Annotated in this window: 13 protein-coding genes; 3 read left to right on the plus strand and 10 right to left on the minus strand. The window is 55.0% G+C overall.

All coding sequences use genetic code 11. The features are described from left to right. Nucleotides 1-88 precede the first annotated feature (88 nt). From PV433_RS27720 to PV433_RS27745, 6 genes are all read right to left on the minus strand, one after another. Entirely contained in the window at nucleotides 89-1,531 is a 1,443-nt protein-coding gene (locus PV433_RS27720; RefSeq protein ID WP_332075275.1) for a copper amine oxidase N-terminal domain-containing protein, read from the minus strand. A 31-nt stretch (nucleotides 1,532-1,562) separates the two neighbouring features. Next, nucleotides 1,563-3,227: a hypothetical protein gene (locus tag PV433_RS27725; protein WP_332075276.1), complete on the minus strand. Its 1,665-nt coding sequence runs from the start codon at nucleotides 3,225-3,227 to the stop codon at nucleotides 1,563-1,565. A gap of 593 nt (nucleotides 3,228-3,820) precedes the next feature. Further along, nucleotides 3,821-5,158: a TAXI family TRAP transporter solute-binding subunit gene (locus PV433_RS27730; RefSeq protein ID WP_332075277.1), complete on the minus strand. Its 1,338-nt coding sequence runs from the start codon at nucleotides 5,156-5,158 to the stop codon at nucleotides 3,821-3,823. 33 nt (nucleotides 5,159-5,191) lie between these two features. Continuing rightward, nucleotides 5,192-6,019: a phosphate ABC transporter substrate-binding protein gene (locus PV433_RS27735; protein ID WP_332075278.1), complete on the minus strand. Its 828-nt coding sequence runs from the start codon at nucleotides 6,017-6,019 to the stop codon at nucleotides 5,192-5,194. A gap of 30 nt (nucleotides 6,020-6,049) precedes the next feature. After that, complete coding sequence (locus tag PV433_RS27740) at nucleotides 6,050-6,865, minus strand: substrate-binding domain-containing protein (protein WP_332075279.1); 816 nt, start codon at nucleotides 6,863-6,865, stop codon at nucleotides 6,050-6,052. 145 nt (nucleotides 6,866-7,010) lie between these two features. Continuing rightward, nucleotides 7,011-7,838 (minus strand): ion transporter, encoded by an 828-nt coding sequence (locus PV433_RS27745; RefSeq protein WP_332075280.1) that lies wholly within the window; start codon nucleotides 7,836-7,838, stop codon nucleotides 7,011-7,013. Nucleotides 7,839-8,151: 313 nt separating this feature from the next. On the opposite strand from PV433_RS27745, the gene PV433_RS27750 reads away from it, so the two are divergent. Continuing rightward, the gene (locus PV433_RS27750; protein ID WP_332075281.1) at nucleotides 8,152-8,733 is read left to right on the plus strand and encodes a TetR/AcrR family transcriptional regulator; all 582 of its coding nucleotides are present in this window, start codon (nucleotides 8,152-8,154) and stop codon (nucleotides 8,731-8,733) included. 50 nt (nucleotides 8,734-8,783) lie between these two features. Further along, nucleotides 8,784-10,622, plus strand: a complete 1,839-nt coding sequence (locus tag PV433_RS27755; protein ID WP_332075282.1) for an alpha/beta fold hydrolase — start codon at nucleotides 8,784-8,786, stop codon at nucleotides 10,620-10,622. Nucleotides 10,623-10,759: 137 nt separating this feature from the next. Here the strand turns inward: PV433_RS27755 and PV433_RS27760 are convergent, their stop codons facing one another. Both PV433_RS27760 and PV433_RS27765 read right to left on the minus strand, forming a co-directional pair. Continuing rightward, nucleotides 10,760-15,646 carry a heparinase II/III domain-containing protein gene (locus PV433_RS27760; RefSeq protein WP_332075283.1) on the minus strand — a complete coding sequence of 1,629 codons (4,887 nt, stop codon included), beginning with the start codon at nucleotides 15,644-15,646 and terminating at the stop codon, nucleotides 10,760-10,762. 320 nt (nucleotides 15,647-15,966) lie between these two features. Then, nucleotides 15,967-17,289 (minus strand): ABC transporter substrate-binding protein, encoded by a 1,323-nt coding sequence (locus PV433_RS27765; protein WP_332075284.1) that lies wholly within the window; start codon nucleotides 17,287-17,289, stop codon nucleotides 15,967-15,969. 171 nt (nucleotides 17,290-17,460) lie between these two features. On the opposite strand from PV433_RS27765, the gene PV433_RS27770 reads away from it, so the two are divergent. Then, complete coding sequence (locus tag PV433_RS27770; RefSeq protein WP_332075285.1) at nucleotides 17,461-18,324, plus strand: helix-turn-helix transcriptional regulator; 864 nt, start codon at nucleotides 17,461-17,463, stop codon at nucleotides 18,322-18,324. Nucleotides 18,325-18,502: 178 nt separating this feature from the next. Here the strand turns inward: PV433_RS27770 and PV433_RS27775 are convergent, their stop codons facing one another. Both PV433_RS27775 and sbnA read right to left on the minus strand, forming a co-directional pair. After that, the gene (locus PV433_RS27775; RefSeq protein WP_332075286.1) at nucleotides 18,503-19,474 is read right to left on the minus strand and encodes a 2,3-diaminopropionate biosynthesis protein SbnB; all 972 of its coding nucleotides are present in this window, start codon (nucleotides 19,472-19,474) and stop codon (nucleotides 18,503-18,505) included. Then, nucleotides 19,471-20,463, minus strand: a complete 993-nt coding sequence (gene sbnA, locus PV433_RS27780) for a 2,3-diaminopropionate biosynthesis protein SbnA (RefSeq protein WP_332075287.1) — start codon at nucleotides 20,461-20,463, stop codon at nucleotides 19,471-19,473. The genes PV433_RS27775 and sbnA overlap by 4 nt, the downstream gene beginning before the upstream one ends. Between the last annotated feature and the right edge of the window lie 2 nt (nucleotides 20,464-20,465).

The following is a 20,465-nucleotide window of genomic DNA, read 5'->3' on the forward strand; positions in this document are numbered from 1 at the left end:
GGGGAGAAACGTGTGGGTTCTTCAATTCTTTACTCTTTAAAGCAAAAGACACCCTCGCAGGTGTCTTTTGATCGCACATGAGATATGGCTATTCCGACGCTTTCGAACCTTTATACTCCAGCCCCCACGCAAAAATCTTGACTTCAATGTCGCTTTCCTTGCGCATCGACCAATCCGAATCCATCGGTCCGCCCAGCAACGTGATTACGCTGCCGCTTCCGGCCCATTTCCCCTCGTACGTTTTGCCCAGATCCAGCCAGGCGTAAGTGCCGTCCTCGCGTATTTCGATCCAGTCCCCGGCGGCTCCCGGGGTATATGAATGGGTGACCGTCCGGGATCCGTCCCCATGGGTAACCGAACTTGTCGGGGCGTATCCTCCCGGAATCCATAAGTTCCATGTGCCGTAGAAAAAGGCTGCATCCTCCGTATCCGCGGCCGAAGAGGATTCGGGTTCTGCCGATGAAGAGGGCTTGAGATCCGCCCCGATTTCAAAATAGGGGTTCTCGGTGTCGGTAATCAAAAGATCGCCTTGATTAAAATAGACGAACATGTTCAAGTGCTCGCTCACAAAACGCAAAGGAATAACCGCAGACTCCCCGTGAATGACGGGCGCCACATCCAGCTCGTAAGTGTTCCCGTTCACGATGGCCTGCTTGTTGTTAATCCACAGCTGGATCGTTATGCCGGGGTTGTTCAGCAGCGTGATCGACTGGTCCTCGGCTCCCCAGACCACTTTGGCGCCAAGCGCCTCTCCGATGAAGCGAAGCGGAACCATCGTCCGGCCGTCCAGCAGAAATGGTGCGGTATGAAGACGGTAGTCCGTATTCCGGTTACGCTTGTCGTGAACCGAAGCTTCCGTGCTATCCAAGGTCAAATAAATTTTGAGCGGATACGGGAGCTGCTCCGGTACCGGCACTTCGTAGCTGTCGGACCAACGCATCCCCTCGGCCGTATCCGGAGCCGGTGTTTGTTTCGGAGCGCCGGCTCCCGCAGATTCGGGTGTTGTGCCGGGTCCGGACTGGCTTTTGCCGCCTTCCGTGGAAGTTTCTGGCGACGACGACTGCGTTGCTTTTGCCTCGGTTACATAAGAGAAAGACGCTTTGCCTGCCGACAACGAGTCGATACGGATTTTAGCGAGTTGACCGTCGTGCAGCTTGATCAGATATAACGCTTGTTCTTCGAGCGTGACCGAGTTTATGAAGCCGGAGCGCGGACGGTCCGTCGCCTCCTCCAGCTTCTCTCCGGCAAGCTTTAAGATCCCTGCCGCTCCCATCGCGCCGTATTGGTTAATCACGATGTCCGCGTCCTTACTCGACGTAGTGATTTTAAGCGTTGCTAGCGATAATCCCCCGCGATCCAGCACGTCCCCGCTCCAGTTCAACGTATACGGATGCAGCCCCTCGTAGATGAACGTTTTCACGGCGGACCAATGAACCCGATCTCCGGCTTGATTCGCGCTGGCTGCGCCGCACCACAGCATGCTGATTAGACATAGGGCGCATATCGCTCCTACTACCCGTTTTCGTTTCAAGATACGTCCTTCCTCCTTCACTCATTTCCGCTTATTCGCCCGGCTTCTCTACAATTTTCAGGAAAAACTCGTCATCCAAAAGCAGTACCCGGTTATTCACGTCAAGCGTCATCCGGTAGTTCAGAAAATCCATCAGTTCTTTGGCGGCGATGTACCAGATCCCGTCGATGAATTGCGGTTTGGCCGACAGCGGCTTGACCGTGCCGGGGTAGTTGATAAAGAAAGTCGAATTGTCCACATGAATGGACAGCGTCTCCGTGCCTCTAGTAATTCTCATCGAGCTGGGGTTGCCGCTGAAGGATGCTTTCAGCGATCGGAGCGCGCCAGCATTAATAAACAGTTGACCGTTCTCGGTAAAGGCAGGCGTTTTCAACGCGATTTCTTTTATGCCTGCGGGCGGAACAAATGGGGATTCGTTCGGCGTAAACCGTTTGAACCCGATAAACGTCATCGCATGCCCGTAAATTTTCAACGTACCATCTTCGATAAAGTCCAGGTTCCATCCGTAGTTATTAAATCCGTTCGTCGTCCTGGCCAATCCTTTCGTATCGGAGCTCATCATCCACCGGCCCCGGTTCACCTGGACGCGGTCATCCCATACCATCGTACCGTCCTCCCGGATCTCCAGCGTTCCCCAGCTCTCCTGCACCGTATCGGCCAATCCGTGACGGAATACATCCCACGTCCCGATATATTGGCCCCGCCATAACTGCTCCTGCCGGTTCCAGTGATCGTCGTACACTTTAAAATAGTATTTGGAGCCCAGCGTAACGACCCGGTCTTCCGGCCTCCATTCGGCCTTGTAGCCGAAGTATTCGGTTATCCGGCTGTCCAGGGGAACGTACCAGCACGAATAATGACCGCTGCACCCTTCGTTCTCGAATACCGGCTCAGACAAGTCGAAACTCGTTCGGGTATAATCGTAGGCCCAGCTGGAACGGTACACCCTAGGATCTCCATGTTTCAAGTAGAGGAAGTCCCTCATGTCCGTGCCCTTGTAATACCTTGCGGCACTCTTCATGTCGTCTTCCTGTTGGTCGGATATCGCCCGGATGACATAGGTCAACGGAATGTACACGGTGTCGTCCTTCTGATAGGCATGCCGGTACAGTTCAATCTCCGTCATGCCTGGCGGGGGAGTGAACGCGGACCGGTCCCCCTGCTGGTTGTTGTTCTGCTGGTTATTATTCTGCTGGTTGTTCTGCTGGTTGTTCTGCTGGTTGTTCTGCTGGTTGTTCTGGTTGTTGTTCTGGTTGTTGTTCTGCTGGCCGCCTTGCGGAGCCGTACCTGATTGGGTGCCGGTTCTCCACTCTACACCGAGTCCGTTCCCGCCTCCGGTACTTGTCGTTCCGCCGTTCGCCGGCGTTGTTCCCGGGTTGCCCGTCTGCCACTCTATTCCCAGTCCGTTCCCGCCCCCGGTGCTTGTCGTCCCCCCGTTCGCCGGCGTCGTGCCCGGATTGCCCGTCTGCCATTCTATCCCCAGTCCGTTCCCGCCTCCAGTGCCTGCCGTGCCGCCGTCGGCTGACGTCGTTCCCGGATTGCCCGTCTGCCATTCCAGATCCGACCAGATCCCGCTGCCAGTCGTGCCGCTCCCATAGTCCGACTCCGACCACAATCCGGCGCCATGAACCGGCAATGGCATCAGCAGCAGAGCGGCCAGCAATCCTTTCACGACCCGCTTCCTCGTAGCAGTCATTCCATCCTCCCCCAAACTCCATTTAGGAAATGCAAACTTTCCCACATCTTACAACACCCGCTCTTACAAAAAGCTTACACGACACACCTTCCGTCCAATGAAAAAGCAGCCCTCGCAGAACGGATCTGCAAAGACTGCTTCTTGATTAAGGACATATACTGTGGTTCAAACGGATGTACTCGGACGATCGATCATGTATCAATATCCGTAGGAACTTCTCCCCAAACAACAAAAACCCGCAATGAAAGCGGGTTTCAGTTCAACTTCTCTCCAGGTACATTATCGAATCCGCACCAAATTCCGCTGCAGCACGGTATCCCCTTCCTGCGGCGTAAACGGTGCGTTCGTTACACCGAATACGTTCGCGATCAGCTTGCGGTCGGCCCGCTAAGTCAGGCGAACCTCGTACTTGAACCTGACTTTCGATACGGCCCTTACTCTTATCGCACACGACCTGCTGCCGCATGGACTTACTCTCAGAGGAACCGGCGATCCGTTAGACCAGTCGAACACCTCCACCGTCACAAGTCGTGAGCCGGCAGCATGGAGGTTCACGACATCGATCAGGGCAAACTTCGTTTTCGGCGCATCTGCTACGCCGTTCGTATACGCTCCATCAGTAACGCTACATAATTGCGCGTATCCGTCACGCTGGACAGGAAGGTATCCATTAGAGCCGGGTCCTTCAGCTTGCTTTGATTGTATTTCTCCAGCGCTTCGCTTTTTAACGCTGTCAGTCTGTACGATAACTGCACAAGTTGTTCCGCCTCAAGACCGCCTTGTTGTTCCAGCTCACCGATTTCTTTCTCGATAGCGGATACGAGGGCGATGTACTCCTTAAATTCCAGATCATCGTCCAGCCTGCCGCCCTTCAGCCATTTCAGCACGATTAAGGAGGAAGAGCCGAGCGTGAACAGCAAGCCGAGCAAATTTTTCAACTGTTCCATCGTTTCCTGAGAGAAAAACGATTCATTTCTTTTTAAATACGCCACGGTTCCCGAAGAGATCGGATAACTCGCCGCCGTTGTTATATTCGACTCGTCCACCTTTTGATTGATCCGGTTCACCACTGTCGGGCTGTACAGCACTTCCAGAAGTTTGGAGACCGCCTCAGGCTGTACATTCGAATTCGCGATCATCTGCAGATTGACGCCTACCGCAGCTATATCCGTAGCAGGCACCGGCGGGATCGTGTTGTACGTATAGGCCAAAATCTTCGCCCCGTCCCCCACCCAGCCGTAACGGAGAGCCAGAGACGGAGGGAATGGCAGCTCAAGTACGGAATACCCTCTTTCCTTCACCAAATAATCCGCCACAAAAGAGGGCGAGTAGGAGATGTTCACGATCGCGTCCGGAAGCTTGTCCGACTTCATCTTCACCAACTGCTCGAAGCTGTAGTTGGTCTCGATATAATCGACGCCGGCCTCCAGATTGGAGAAATCAAGCACCTGCTTGGTCGTTAGCCGGGTGCCGTCCGATTTCGAGCCCGTATTAATCACTTTCCCCTTCAAATCCTCGATCTCCCGGATATCCGGCTTCACCAGAAAATGAGTAACCTCTGCGGGCAGCGTGGCCACATGCTCGACATTCGGCAGCTTATCCTCCAGCCCGCTCTGCACAAGGGCGATATCCAGCTTCCCCTCGCTAACGCGCTTAATCGCCTCCACAGAACCTTCCGTCGGCTGAATGATCAGGTTCACTCCATACGGGGCCGCCTCATCTTTAAGCACCTTAGCGATCAGATGCCGGTTGCCGAGAATATCTCCCCCTGTAATGGTTAACGTGTACTGCTTCGGAATCAGGCCGTATACGAAATATCCCGTTAAGGCGAGAATCAGCCCAATCAGAATGACGGCGACCGTTTTGCGAAACCAGGCCTTCCGCTGAAATTTGGACAGCGCTTCGCTGCTTAAAAGTTGTTCGGCTTCCATGGTTGTCCCTCGCCATTCGGTCTATTTTCATTTCTAATGGATAGGCAGCGCTCCTTCTTTACGCAGCAAAGCCTGTCCGTCCTTGCCCAGAAAAAAATCCACAAACTTGCGGGTCAGCTCCGACGGCTCCGATTGGACTACGAAGTAAATCGAGCGGGTCAGCGGGTATCGGCCTGAGTAGATCGTAGTCCGGTTCGCTTCCACGTTATTTACGGTCAGAGCCTTGACCTTGACATCCAAATCCTTCGTTGCGACAAAACCGACGGCCTGCTTGTCCGCTGCAACGTCCTCAACCACTTCCTTGCCCGTAGCCCGGGTCACCGCTTTGGCGGCCATCTCCTCGCCCTCCATCACCAGATCGCTGAGTCCCCCGTACGTATCCGAAGCCAGGCCCGTAAAGACTAGTGCAATCGGCATATCGGGTCCTCCGAGCTGCTTCCAGTTGTCCACCTTGCCGGTGAGTATACTTTTCAATTGGGCCATCGTCAGATCCGCCGCGGGGTTGCCCGGATGAACGATCAGATGAATTGCATCTTTGGCTATCAGGTGGCTTTGCGTCCATTTGTCGTCTTCATTTTCGTTCAGATCCCGGGAAGCGATTGCCACATCGATGGCGCCGTTGCGGAGTGCGAGGATACCGGGCGTCGTATCTCCTTCTTGGATGACGACCAGCGTGTTTTTGTACTGTTTGGCAAACTCCGCCTGAAACAAGCCGGAATAGCCGGAGAACTGTTTCGTTCCGGCAACCAGCAGGCTGTTGTCTTCTTTGGCCGTATTCAGCAGTCCGCATCCCGCAGTGAACAGGGATATGCATAAGAGCATGGCGGCGCCCAGGCCCACTTTCCGTCCGATTGGTCCCATCTCGATCCGATCATCCTTTGGCCTTATAGTTTACGGTTTCGATTGATTAGCCTGTGTCTGCACGTATTTGACGAAATCTTGGACTTCCTGGGGAGCCCCCTCCAGCGTATACAAAGCCAAAGATCGCTTGATCTGGAAAGTCGAATCCCGAATCGTCCGCTCGTTCGCCTCGATTCCGTCAACAACAACCTTTTTGACCGATTGATTGCCGTTGATGTTCGTAAAACCCGAATACGCGATCGTCCCTTCGTTCGTCTCCGCAGATTTGACGGCGCTGGCCGTATCCAGAAATGCGGCGCTCGGCGTAACCATCGCCGTTCCTTCGAGTACGACTTTACTCCACGTTTCGTAAGCTCCCGTATTCCCAAGCTGAGAGACGACGCGGATCGGCATGTCCTTCCCACCGACCTCGCTCCAATTGCGGATCTCTCCGGTATATATCTGCTTGAGCTGTTTAAGTGACAGGCCCGTAACCGGATTGCCGGTATGGATGATCGGAACGACCGCGTCATTCTGGACGATATCTCCTGTAACCTTCACGCCTTTTTTCTCCATCATCTGGATATGAACTTCATCCGGCTCCGACGAAGAGCCGCCGATATCCGAAGTGCCCTCGATAATCGACTTCATCCCCCGGAATGACCCGCTCTGCGAACCGGTTACGGAGATGGCTATATCCGGATGCTGCTCCATGTAACTCTCCGCCGACGACCGGAGCAGGGCGAGCATCGAGGATGCCGCTCTGACTTGGATGTATCGTGTAGCTTCCACGCCTTCCGATTGAGCAAGAGCAGGAGTCATACTCAGGACGAGCGCGATTACCGCCAGCATCCGAAAAACTTTCATCTCGGGCAACCTCCCTTAGAAATTCCTCTGATCCGTAACACAGCCGGACGCTCTGATTAAGACGTTTGCTGACTGTTCAGGGCATACCGCCCATAGGCCCGATTCCGGTTTTATGCGTTTCCGACTTGGCGCCTCCCGGGTCCGGCTACACCGCTCGATCATGCCGATATTGCCGTTCTTCCAGCAGCAGCTGCTTCAATTCCTTCACTTCTTCCCGTAGCAGCGCGATCTCGGAGGAGTCCGCTTTGATCTCGTGAACTTCCTTCTCAATCTCTTGAACTTCGTTCTGGATATTGGCCGCGTTGTTGACAATCTCCCCGACGACCAGGTTGAGCATGACGAATACCGCGATGAAAATAAACGTCACGAAATAAAGAAGAGAGAGCGGCGTAGTCTCGGCGATCGGCCGGTAAATGTTGGCCCAGTCGTCAAAGGTCGCGATTTGAAACAACGTGATCAACGACTTGCTCAAATTACCGAAATAACTCGGAGAAATCTCCGCAAAAAACGTAGCCCCGATCACACCGTATATATAAAACACGATGATCATAAGCAGCGCGATACTCCCGATCGTCGGAATGGCCATGAAGAGCGAGGTAATAATTCGGCGCAGCGAGCGGATCGAAGAGATCGTCTTCAAAATCCGCAGCACCCTCAAGATTCGAAGCACGCTTACAAATGGGGAGCTGATGAAGAGTAAGCTTGCCGCAACAACGATAAAATCAAACACATTCCAGCCGTCCTTGAAATAGTTCGTCCGGTCTGCGAATATCTTCAATACGACTTCCACCGTAAAAATCATCAAAAACACGAGATCCAAGCTTTGTAGCAGCGATCCATACGCCGCATTCACTTGCGGGTAGCTTTGAAGTCCGATCACAATCGCGTTCAGGAAAACGACTGTCAAGATCAAGCTGGTGAATGATTTGCCATGAATAAAAGCTCCGAAACGAAACGACTGACTGGTGCTCATCCGATACAAACGACCTTTCCTTATTGGTTATGTACGAAAACTATCGCCAACCTGTCTTCTCAATACCTTCGCCTGGTTTGGTCAAACTTCCAATCTCCCCCAACATGCTTTTAATCAATTCTTTCGCTTTGCTGACATTGATTATAGAGAATAACCTGGTTCTAAAGTAGTGATCGGTGTCATGAGTTTGTCACATGACAAATCGCCGGAGCTTCATTAATGTATCCGGCTTATTGTTAATCGCCTGTACGGTTTATGCCATTAAGCAATCCGCTATTTGACAATTCATTAATTAGTACTGTATAGTTCTAGTATGATCAAAAAAGCGAAACGTTCCAACCGCGATATCGTCCTGCAAACGGCAACCGTCCTTTTTCTGGAGAAAGGCTACCAAGTGACCAGCATGGATGAAATCGTCACGGCCAGCAAAGTATCCAAAACGAACATTTATTACCATTTCAAAAGCAAGGAAGAGCTGCTGGCCGCCATCGTCCGCCAGATGACCGGGACCTACAACCAGATCATCGAAGACATCGCAAGTCAGACCGAGTTGACTGTGACGGAACGAATCGGCCGGTTCGCCGAGGTGATTGCCGAGCAGCAGCCCCATAGCCTGGGCGGCTGCCCCTTCCTTACGATTTATGTCCAGACGTCGCACGAATCGGATTTCGTCAGAGAGGAGATCGCCCGTTTTTTCCAAAACCAGATCTTCACGCTGGAGAAGCTGCTGCAGGAAGGCATTGATAGACAAGAATTCAAGCCCGGGCTGCCTGTCTCGCGGATCGCAGAGCTGATCGTCTCCACGATCGAGGGCGGGTTATTTCTGCAGCATACCCATAGAGACTCCGCTTTCCTGCCCAACCTTTTACAAACTTTGGCTTATATGCTGAAGTAATTTTTTTACCCACAACTAGTACCATGCAGTACTAAAAAGGAGTGTATATCATGAGTTCGATATTCATAACAGGTGGCAGCGGGTTTATCGGGCGGCGCGTGGTCGCGGCCTTGGCGAAAGCGAAACATCGCCTCTACGTGCTGGTCCGTTCTGAAGCAAGGCTGGCCGAAGCGATGAAGGAGGTCGGCTGCAGCGACATGTCTTCGATAACGGCGGTTCGCGGCGATCTGACGAAACCCTCGCTCGGCCTCGGTCCGGAGGATCGGCAGTTGCTCCGCAACGTAGACACCATCATACACGCCGGCGGGCCGATGGATATTCTTCTGCAGGAGGAGGAAGCCCGTCAGCTGTTTGTCCACGCCGCTCAAGAAATCGCCGGTCTCGCCAAAACCGTTCACGACTCAAGCGGGCTCCGGCATTTTATCCACGTCGTCGGCTTCAAGTCGCCTTACTCGGAACGCGATAATGACGGCCATGCCCGCACATACGACCATCGCTCAGATCCTCCCTACGAGAAAATGAAGTTCGAGGCCGATCTCCTGATCCGCCAGAAGCTGCATGCTTGGGGAATCCCGCTATCTGTAGTGAACCCGAGCGTAGTGATCGGCGACTCCTACACGGGAATGACCGAACAGACCGGCGGGCTCGGCATCCTGGTGAATGCGGTGCGCCGAAATCTGATGGCTCTGGCTCCGGGCGGCCCGGACCACTGGCTTCCGCTCGTGCACGTCGATCATGTCGCGGCGTTTATTTCCGCCTTGGCGGAGGAAGCGAATCCGGTGAGCGACACCTACTATTTATTGGATGACATGCGGAACAGCCCCGGCATCACCGAGCTGGTCCGGCTCATTGCCAGAGAGGTCCGGGCAGCCGCTCCAATCGGCTCGATCCCGCCCCGCCTCATCAAGAAGCTGCTGAACGGCGGTGCCGACAAACTATTGCAGCTTCCCGGACAGTCCGTGGATTTCATCGTGCAATCCGAGTTCCCGACGGCCTCCAAGCGGGCGATAGAGACGAAATACAACCTGAATCTGTCCGTAAACGAATCGACCTTGCCCTTTGTCATCACCGACTTGGATTACCGGCTGTCCCATGGAGCTGTCCGTCTGCCCGAGCCGTTCCGATTCCATAGAAGGGCCGGTCTGGCCACGATCGAAAGCGAAGGAAGCGGAATCCCGATCGTGATCGTTCACGGCACGTTCAGCTCCTCGCTGGCTTTGCTGCCGATGGCACAGTCCCTGGCCCAGCTGGGGCATCCGATCTATCTCGCCGATCTTCCCGGATTCGGCCGTTCTCCCTATCACCACCATAAGAGTTCCGGTCTGCAAGGCTTCGAGCGCGCTGTGGAGGAGCTGATACGCAGCCTGGATTCGAAAGTGATCCTCGTGGGGCATTCGTTCGGGGGATATTTGGCCGCGAAGATGCTGGAGACCATACCCGACCGTATTGAAAAAGCCGTGCTGCTTCAGCCTGTGCTGCAGTCCATAAGCTCCCGGTATCGTTCTTCATTCCGGACTCAAACCGGCTTACAGTTCCTATCCGAATCTTCATTAAAGAAAAAAATGCTTCAAACCAAAAGCTTCGCTACCGCCGAAGAAATTCCCGAAAGCTATCTTTCTTATGTGCATAATGAATGTAAGTCTACACGAGTAAGGAAAACGACCGCCGAAGTGATGAGCGGCCTGTCCAGACCTGAACATATAACCGTCCATCCGGCACGCTGGAATCCGAAGCAAGTTGCGATTTTGTGGGGAACAACCGATACGGAGCACGCGCTTCCCCGCTCCATGGATGCATTCCGGGTGACACCGCTGCCCTATGCCCACCAGTTCCCGATATCGCATCCGGAAGCAGCCGCACGTTCTATACAAATGGCCCTGGAGCCATAAGAAGAGAACGGCACCGGAATGAATTCGCGCTAAAAAACGCCAAACAGCGCTTCAGCATCAAGTTCCTTCCATCCGGAAGTGCAGTTGATGCCGAAGCGCTGCTCCGCTTTAATCCATGGCTACGAACGCGCCTGGTATCAAGGGAAAGGCGCTGCCGCGTAAGTTTGCGCCGTAAGCGGGATGCGGAACGCGCTGCCCGCGGCTATATCATACACGAAGCCTTGACTGAAATCCGCCGCGTTGACGTAGGAACGGACAAACGTCGCATCGCCCACGGACAGTCTGTACAAGCCGCCAAGCGGCGTCACATCCTTGATTTCGTATGCCGCGTTTCGGACGCCGTCGTTGTCGACGAATATCCATTTTCCGATCACATCCGGCACGCCGCCTCCGTATACCGCCATCTGAACGTCCATATGGTTGCTGACGGACAGTACGCGCGTGAAATCGACTACGGTCCCTTCCAGCCGGGCCGCGGCAGCCGGAACAGCCGGCGCGCTCACCGGGATCATATAGGCGCTGTCATGGATGTACCCGTACACTTGCTCGCCACCCAACTCCGAATACACGCCGAGGAATCCTTTGAAGCGGATTTTGCCGTCGATCGTATATTCCGTATCCGGGTTCAACGAATAGATGATATAGTCGGTTCTCCCGTCCGCAAGCTCCACCTTGACCGCCTTCACGTCAGGCGAATCGACGATCGCTCCCCCTTGGCGCACAACCGCGCTGCCGATCGAGTGAATGAATCGCTCGTTCTTGTACGGCTCCATGACGGAGGCGAACAGACTGTCCAGATTCGTCCCGCTTCGGCGGGCGATCAAATAACGAAGCGTCTCGGGATTGCCCGGTTTGTTTTGCGGCGGCACTCCGTCCGCCAACGCTACTTCGTCCAGATCACCAAGCATCGTTAGACGCAGATGAATGTCTTCCGGCTCGGACAGCACGTTCCAGGTGTCCTCCACGGCCCAGTCCGCACTGAACGAACTTGCCGGATTTGCATCGCGGGACACGTTTTTCAAATAATGAAATCCGCTGCCCATATAGCCCCGCCCGTCGACGTCGTCCACCCGTTCGCCATAGCCGACATTCGGTCCCGCATACGTTCCGGTCGGCTGTCCGACCATCGCAAGCCCTTCCGTAGCGACCGTCCCTTCGGCCCCATGGAAGCTGAAATGGTGGTCGTTGCCGCCACTCACCCGGAAAAAGTCGACGGCATACGAAGCTGTGTCGTACACCTGAATCATGACCGTCGTCCGTTTGTACAGATCCGTCTGAGGGTACGCGTCGGGCGCTTCCACATCAATCAGCTTGACGCGCTCCGTGTCGTCGAAATGTTTCGGATCGGCTACCCACTGCGCTTCCTGCTTCCTTTGGTCGACAACTACGGTGTTGTGGCTGATCGTATTGTTCACCCATTGGTGCCGATGCTTATCGAGGTTGTCGGCGAATTCGGGATAGCCCAGATCCGGAGCCAGGTCGAGACCGAAGGCATGAACGCCCACATTCAGCGCGTCCCGGTGTCCGTGTCCGCTCGTCCGTCCGTAATACATCCAGAAATCGCGCAGCGTATTGCCTTGCGCATTCGCCTGATCCCGCAAGGCGCGGGCTTGCTCGTCTAGCAAACTGAGCGTGCGGACGCCCATCTTGTAGTTGCCGGCCGCCGGGTTTTTGCCGATGCTTTCAAATGTAATATGGTGCGTCCCCGCCGTCAGCGTCATCCTGACGATGGTCTCGAAATCATCCGTGCGGCCTCCGTAGAAGTCCAGTTCCTTCACCGGCTGCCCGTCGATCGAGATGCGGTAGATGCCGTACGTTGCCGCCTTGAACGGAAGCAGATCGATATCGTATTCGTCCGTCGCGGGCACCTGGAAGCCGAATGTGATTGTCGCTCCCGGAGCGGACGCTTCCAACTGGACCGTGCCCGATTCCGCAAACAGCTTGTGCGGCGTATTGCCCGCCGTCACGGGCATGAACGGAAACTCGTACGGTATGCCGAACCGCTGGTTATGGCTTTGCCCGTCGCGCAAAGCGGCAAACCCGTAGCCGCTTAAATGGCTGCTCTTCAAATCAAGCGGCCCGTGCTCGGCGATGACGCCGCGGATCTGATCGCTCACCTGCTCCGGATTATTCGAGAACACATCCTTATGAATCCCGTCGGCGCGATTGTAATTGAGAAAATAAGCCATTTGGGCAAACACCGGGTCTCCGAACCGATCGAACGCCTTGACCATATCGGACAGCTTGACGCTAATTCCCGGGTTGCCGGTATAACCCGAGTCGCCGATATTGGCCGTGTAGGCTTCACTCAACGTAAGCGGATACAGCGCGGAAAACATTTTGCGAAACTTGACGTTTTGATACAAATCCCCGGCCTGGTACAGATCGTATCCGTCCAACAGGTCTGCCGTAAGCTGATGCCGGGATAACCACAGCGCATTGTAACCCGGAGCCGCCTCATTCCCGCTGCCGTCCCGGTCCACGTTCGAGACGAGCGAGTTCCAGATGTTCCCGCCGGTTACCCGATACGGATTCGTCAGCAGACCGCCCGACCGGAACGTAAAATCGAGCCACTCTTTCGTGTGCGGCAAAGTGTCGTAGACGACGGCGGCCATCGCCAGAGCGCTCTGATGCATCCCGTCGTTGCCATGAATATTCGCCGACTTGACGGAAGGATACACTTGCTTGACGATATTGTCTTCGATATTGCGCCGGATATCGCCGCCGCTGCTCTTCGGATTGGTCAGCCGGTACATCTGCGACTTCGCACCCAGGAAAGCGACGGTTTGCGGATCGCCCGCTGCCGGATAGAAGGCGTCATAGGCGCCGATAAACTCTTTGACCAGCTCCGTCTCCCAGATGGAGCCGACCGCCTTGCCGCGGCCCGTCCCGCCATGCGAGTTCAGATACAGCGTCCGGTTGTAAACCGATACGTCCAGCTCGGGGTATACGTCCGCAATCCGATCCAGCATAATCGTCCCGGCCCGGGCATACTTCATATCGCCGGTATACAGGTAAGCATCCTTGAATGCGGCCAACGCATCCTGAATCATTCCCGTTTTGTACCACAAAAACCAATGCACGTAATAAGCGATAAACGTATAGCGATTGCCTTGCTCGTCCACCCAGCCGAAGCCGTCATCGACGCCCCATCCCGCCCCTTTCTCCGGATACAGCGTATTAACCAGCAGACCGCGATCGGCCAGTTCAGGCCGAAACACCCCGTGTTCATCGAGCCCGCTGGTATAATAAGCCCCGAAGTCGTTCGTCGGGAACGTATAGCCGCTGCTGGGGTCAACGATTTTCCATGGCTGCTGAACCGGGTCGGCCGTATAAGGATAATTGCCGTACTGGTCGATCGCTCTGCCGGTAATCGGACTGCCGAGCTGCTGATTCACTCCGTAGCTGCGCGGCAGCGTCTGGGCCGGAACGGAGTTCCACAGAAATTCAAGCCCGCCCGACAAGTAACGGTCGGCTTTCGCCACGGCGTCGTCGCGTAAAGTGGCCGCCCATGCGTATTGCTGAACGTTGCTCCGTGCTGCGGCAATCTTATCCGGCGTATAATAGGTAGCTCTTGTCTTGCTGCCCGCGACCGGGCTGTTCCTCCTGAGCGAAGCATCGTCGAAGTAAGCGACGCCCGCCTGATCCCGACCGATGCCGAGCTGCAAGCTGGCGTAAGCCGCGCTCTCCGGCGCCGTTCCTTCGGCAGTCAGTTCCTCCCATAGATGAAGCGCGGCGCTCTCCGACGGAAAGCTAAGGAGAGCATTCATGTTCGCGTCCCAAAATTCGAGCCTCAGCTCGGCCGCCCCCGAAGCGGCGTTCGCGAATACACCCGCCTTATAATCCGCTCCCGCTTCGACCGGAACAAGATGGCTGCGCAGCGCGGCTTGATTGGAAGAACCGGTGTCCGTAAGTTGTACGCTGTTCATGCCTCCATGCACGACGCTGTTCGAGACCGCGATGCCGCCCCCCGTCTCGTCCCAATGATTGGGCTTGCCGCCCGTCACAAGCTCGAACGCTCCGTTCATCAAGTCCCGATGCAGGTCGTTCGGAACGGCGCGGAACGCCGCATCGTCGAAATACGCGGTGCCCACGTTGCCCACATGCAAATAAAGCCGCAAGCTCGCGTAAACCGCCCCGTTCGGCGCCGCCCCGCTAGTCTGGATTTCGCTCCACTGGCTCAGTGTCGTGTTCGAAGCCGGGAACGTAGCGAGCAGCGTGCTCCCCGCGTCCCAAAACTCGATATACAGCTGAGAAGTGCCCTGTACATTAAACGATTGAACACTCGCTTCATATCTCTGTCCGGGGACGATCTTCATCCGGTTGCTGCGCAAACTGACGGACGAGGCATTGCTGGAATCGACTAGCTTTACGCTATTCGTGCCGCTATATGCTTTTTCGCTGGTCGAATACCCTTCTCCCGCCGCCAATCTCCAATGGATCGGCAACCCGTCCGATACCAGTTCCAAGTCTCCGTTTTGCAGCGGATCGGACACGTTCATGATGCGGAAGGCGGCATCGTCAAAATACGCGGAGCCGACATTCGTTTGATGAAGATAAAGCCGCAAGCTAACTTCCACGGCTGTCTCCGGAACTTGCCCATATACCTTAATCTCCTTCCAACGGTCCAATGTCGTATTGCTTTCGTAGGGGACTGTCAGCAAATTGCCGCCGACATCCCAAAACTCCACGAACAAAGCGGACGTCCCTTGTATATTGTAGGAATATACCAACGCTTCATACGGCTGCCCGGCTTGCACCGGCAGCTTCGCACTGCGCAACCGTGCCGATGTGACGTTGCTCGGATCGGTCAGCTTCACGCTCCGCAAGCCGGTGTGCACCTGCTCCGCAGAGGACTCCGCGATCCCGGAAGCCGTCCAGTGCTGCGGCTTGCCCGCCGCCGTGTCTTCGAATCCGGCATTGGGCAAGCTCGCCCATGACGCCGAAGCTGTCTCCGCTCCGCCGAAGCCCGGCATGACGGGAAGTCCCGATACAAAAAGCAGCAGGATTAGGCCGATTGCCACCCGTTTTCTCATTGCCCGCCCTATTATTCCGCGCAAGGTTGTTCACCTGTCCTTATAAGGGGTTGTTCAAAAAGTCCACTTTTGATCACGAAGCAGATCAGGAAGCCTGCTCGACATCGAATATGGAATTCAGCCGGAACTTCCAGTCCTCACAAAGCTCCACTACGTTCCGCTCCTCATTTCCTAGCTTCATCCCATCTTCTCGGTGCTGAAAACCGGACTTTTTGAACTCGAACTATAAACAAACTGGTACGATTTCATTGGGTTCCCCGCTCCACTATCTGTCTAATGTATCGTTCTCCTTTAGTTGTCCGCCGTGCTTACTTCGTCTTCTCGCGAATTTTTTTGTCCAGCTGTTCCGCCGCATCGCGAAGCGCCGTGTTCAAGTCTTTCTCTCCCAGCATGTGGCTGAGGAACGCATTCTGAAATTCCACCTGTGCGTCATTGGCGAAAGGCGTATAGTTCATCGGAGCGGAGGACTTCTTCGGGAACATCGCCGACACGTTTTTCCCCTGGAACTTGGGCATATCTTGTCCGTACTGCTTTTTGATTTCCGGGTCCTTCAGCACGGTCGCATACCCGGCCCGGTTATGCGGAATCTGAAACTGCTCCGAGGTGAGGAACGCGATGATATCGAAAGCCGTTTCCTTCTGCTTGCTGATGGACGCGACATACCAATAGTTCGGGTACGGCTGCGGGCCGACCCCCGGCGCATTCGGCAAGGAAGGCACTTGCACGACGTCCCAGTTCATCGTCTCAGGAGGAGTGCCGCCCGTGAAATTCGTATACATCGCCGCCCGCGACTCTTTCTCGAAGAAATTGCGGCTCTTTGCAATGTCCAGTTCATCCTTCGTATAGGTCAAGCCCGCCGCCTTATACACATCGACGATATTTTGCATAAATTGCTTCCAGGGCTCGGCGGTCAAGTTCGCTTTCATCGTCTTCGGATCGACCGGATCAAGCCCCAGTTGGTTCGTCGACATCTGGGCGCCAGGCGAGGTGACGTAACCGTAATACTGGATGCCGCCCTCGACACGGGTCATCGCCTTGGACAAGCTCGCCAACTCTTCCCATGTCATCCCGTCCTTCGGATACGGCTGGCCGAACTTGTCGAACAGATCTTTGTTGTAGAACAGCCCCGATGTCGCCGTCCATACCGGCAAGCCGTACAATTTCCCGCCGCCCAGCTTCCGCTGAAGATCGACCATAGTCGGCTCCAGCTTATCGAACGAGTAGCCGCGCGACTTCGCCAGTTCGCTCAAATCGTACTGCAGCTCGAAATCATAGAGGTGGGTAAAAAAGGTTCCGATCGAGCCAAACATAATGTCAATCGGCACTTTGGCGGCGATCGTATCCTTCAGAACATCGGACGTAAAGGTCAGTTTGACGTTCGGGAACTTGCTGCGGATGGCGTCGCCGTATTGCTTGTTAAACGCTTCCTCCGTCATTTTGTTGTTGCTGTACACCGTAATCGGTACCGGCTCGGCCGGCACTTTCGGCTGCGTCCCCTCCTGCGGAGTGCTGCCCTGCGGAGCGCTTCCCTCCGGCGCCGCCGCTTGTTGTCCGCCTCCGCACGCCGACAACACGAGCGTCAGCAGCAACGGAGCGACGATGCTCCTTCTGCGTATCGTTTTCTTTTTCATAGATGAACCCCTCCTATGGAATTGGCTTGCCCGATGCGGTCATATAAGGTTGCCCGGCTTCTCCGCCTGCCTTATAATGACCGTATACCTAATTATAAGAGCCCCAAAATAATGGCTGTATGTCCCCATTTATCCGATTTATAACGATTTTTGTTCAGCAAGGGGCGTGCGATGAAGATGTACGATGAGCCGATCTACTATCAGGACAATATGCTGCGGATCAAAACTTTACAGCATATGAAAGTCAGGGAGCCGTTGCAAAGGAAGTGGCACTACCACCGGGAGCTCGAATTTTTGTACATTCAGGAAGGTGTGCTTCAGATGCGCGTGCAGGAACGCGTATTCACCCTGGAGCCCGGAGACGTCCTGCTGATCGGCGCCTCCCAGCCGCATGTCACCTGGTCGGTGCTGTCGGAGAAAGTCGTGTACCTCATTTTGCATTTCGATATGCACGCTTATTCCGATCCCTCCGTCATGCTGTATTACCGGACATTTTATGAAATCGACGGTCCGCTCAGCCGATACAACGATTGGCTTCAGACCGATCCCCAGTTGAAGTCGGATATAGGCGATGCCATAACGTGCATTCACCGGGAAATGGAGAGCAGACGCAGAGGATACGAAATCGCAATCGACCTTCATGTGAAGCGGCTGCTGCTTACCATTGTCCGAAGCGAGCCTAATAATGTCGAAAATTGGAATGAGCCTCCGTCCGCCTATAATCTGCACCCGGTCTTCGATTATGTCGACAAGCATCTATCCGACAAAATCGAGATGGAGACGATCAGCAAAATGACGAACATGAGCTATCATTATTTCTCCAAATATTTCAAGAAGGTCATCGGCGTATCGTTTGTCGAATACGTCAACATGCAAAGAGTCAGAAAAGCGGAAAGACTGCTATTGACCGAAAGCGTTAACATAACGGAAATCGCCGAGAAAGTCGGCATCAGCAATATGACGCATTTCTACGAGCTGTTCAAACGGTATAACCGCTGCTCTCCGAAAGAGTACATACAGCGGCTTACGCCGTGACCGAAGGCCGATCAAGCGGCAAATTTTGCAACCGGTTTCAAAGTAACGCGGCATTTAGAACAGCAAAGGCATTCCGCTCCGGAGAGTGGAATGCCCATGGTACGTTCGTGCCCTATATGGGATCGAGGAAATACGGTTTTGCGAAGTAACCTGGAGTGCGAACGACTACGATCTCCAACTACCCGTTCGGCAAGCTGATTCCTTTCCCCAGGCGCAGCGCCTCCCGCAGGTAATAACCGGCGATCCCGATATCGAACACGGCGAGCCCCATCGGGTTAAAAAACACCGGCTCCTCTGCAGCGAGCGAGTGAAGCCCTTCCCGGCAGATAACGTCCGCGAACGTAAGGACGTCCGACTCCTGCAGGCCTTGATGAAGAAACAGCTGCTCCACGTCGGTATTCTCCCGGCATACTTCCCGCCAGTCGTCCACTACGATTCCTTTCGCCCGGGCTACGCTTTCCGGCTTATAGTCTCGAAGAGAGATGTTCAGCAGCAGCGCCCCTTCCGGCGGCGCCTCGTCGATATACCGCTGGGCGGATACCGTACATGTAGCGAAAACATCGGAGCCGTGATACACCGGCCGCCAATCGTCGGCTATGTCGGTTATACCGCGAACCGCCCCGGGTACGGTTGCCCGGTCGATTCCTTTCAGATCGTACAAGGTTACCCGCTCCAGCCGATCTCCTAATAAAGAAACGCACATGTCCAAATGAAGACGCCCGATCGGCCCCCATCCGACAATCCCGACTCTCAGCTTCGCCGGATGTCTCGCCGCGATGTACGCTCTAAGCATGAGTCCGCTAACTGCGGCTGTTCTGAATCCGTTCAGCAAACCGCTATGCAGAAAAGCGACAGGCTCGCCGGTAGCCGGATCATTTAGAATAATCGTATTGTGAGCTCTGGGCAGTCCGGTACGAGGATTGTCCGGAAAGCTGGCGATCCATTTGATTCCCGCCATAGAGACACTTCCGCCGACGAAAGCCGGCATCGCGATCATCCGGTTTTGCGGCTCCCGGAAACGCAAGTACGGCTTCAGCGGGTGTACGCAATCCCCGGCGTCCTTTAACCGGATTATCTCTTCCACGATCTCCGTCAGCTTCCCCCAGTCGATCCCGATCCCGCGGATATGACCGTCATGTAAATAAATCATGCGTTAGCCCCCTGCGATGCAGGTACCGGATCGTACGAAAGCTCCCGCCGCACCCATTCGTCATCGTACACGGTGTCCAAGTACCGCTCTCCCCGGTCCGGCAATATAGCCGCACAGACGGCCCCTTCGGATATGCGGTCAGCCATTTGCCATATAGCGGAAATGACGCCCCCGGACGAAGCTCCCGCCAAAATCGACTCGTACCGGACCAAATCCCGGCAGCCTTGAATACAATCGATATCCGATACATATTGGACATGATCGGCTACGTCCGGCCGGTAAAGATGAGGTGTTACCCCCGCTCCCAGCCCCGGCAATCTCCGGTTGCCTTTCTCCCCGCCAAAAATAACGCTCCCGGCAGCGTCGACCGCTACGATCTTCGTGGCCCATCCCCGGCTGCGGACATACTCCCGGCATCCCCGTATCGTGCCGCAGGAGCTGACCCCGCAAAATAAATAATCGATCTCGCCGAGACGTTCCCCGATCTCCCTCATCGTCGTTTCCTGATGGGCCGCATAGTTATCCGGGTTCCCGTACTGATTCGTCCAATAAGCATGAGGCAGCTGCCGAAGCAGCTCGCCGACTCTCCGGATGCGCGCCGGCAAATATTCGCCCGTCTCTTCATCAGGCTTGTCGACCAGATCGATCTCCCCGCCGAAACAACGGATGATTCGTTTATGCTGCTCGGTCGTGCGGGGATCGATCACGCATATAAACCGCAGCCCCAAATAACCGCACAATTGAGCAAGACTGATCGCCAGATTGCCCGAGCTTGATTCTACGACAACCGTATCGCCGGTAACTTCTCCGCGGCGTACCGCCTCGCGCAGCATATGCAGTGCGGGTCTGTCTTTGGAGCTGCCCCCGGGGTTCATCCACTCCAGCTTTCCGAACACCTGAAACGGCACATCGGCGAAAAGACGTTTGAACCGTATTAACGGAGTGCCGCCAATCGCATCGGCTATTCCACCCTCGAGTTCCACTTGCATCC

The organism is Paenibacillus sp. GYB004 (genome assembly GCF_036577605.1).
GTDB classification, from domain to species: Bacteria; Bacillota; Bacilli; order Paenibacillales; family NBRC-103111; genus Paenibacillus_AB; species Paenibacillus_AB oceani.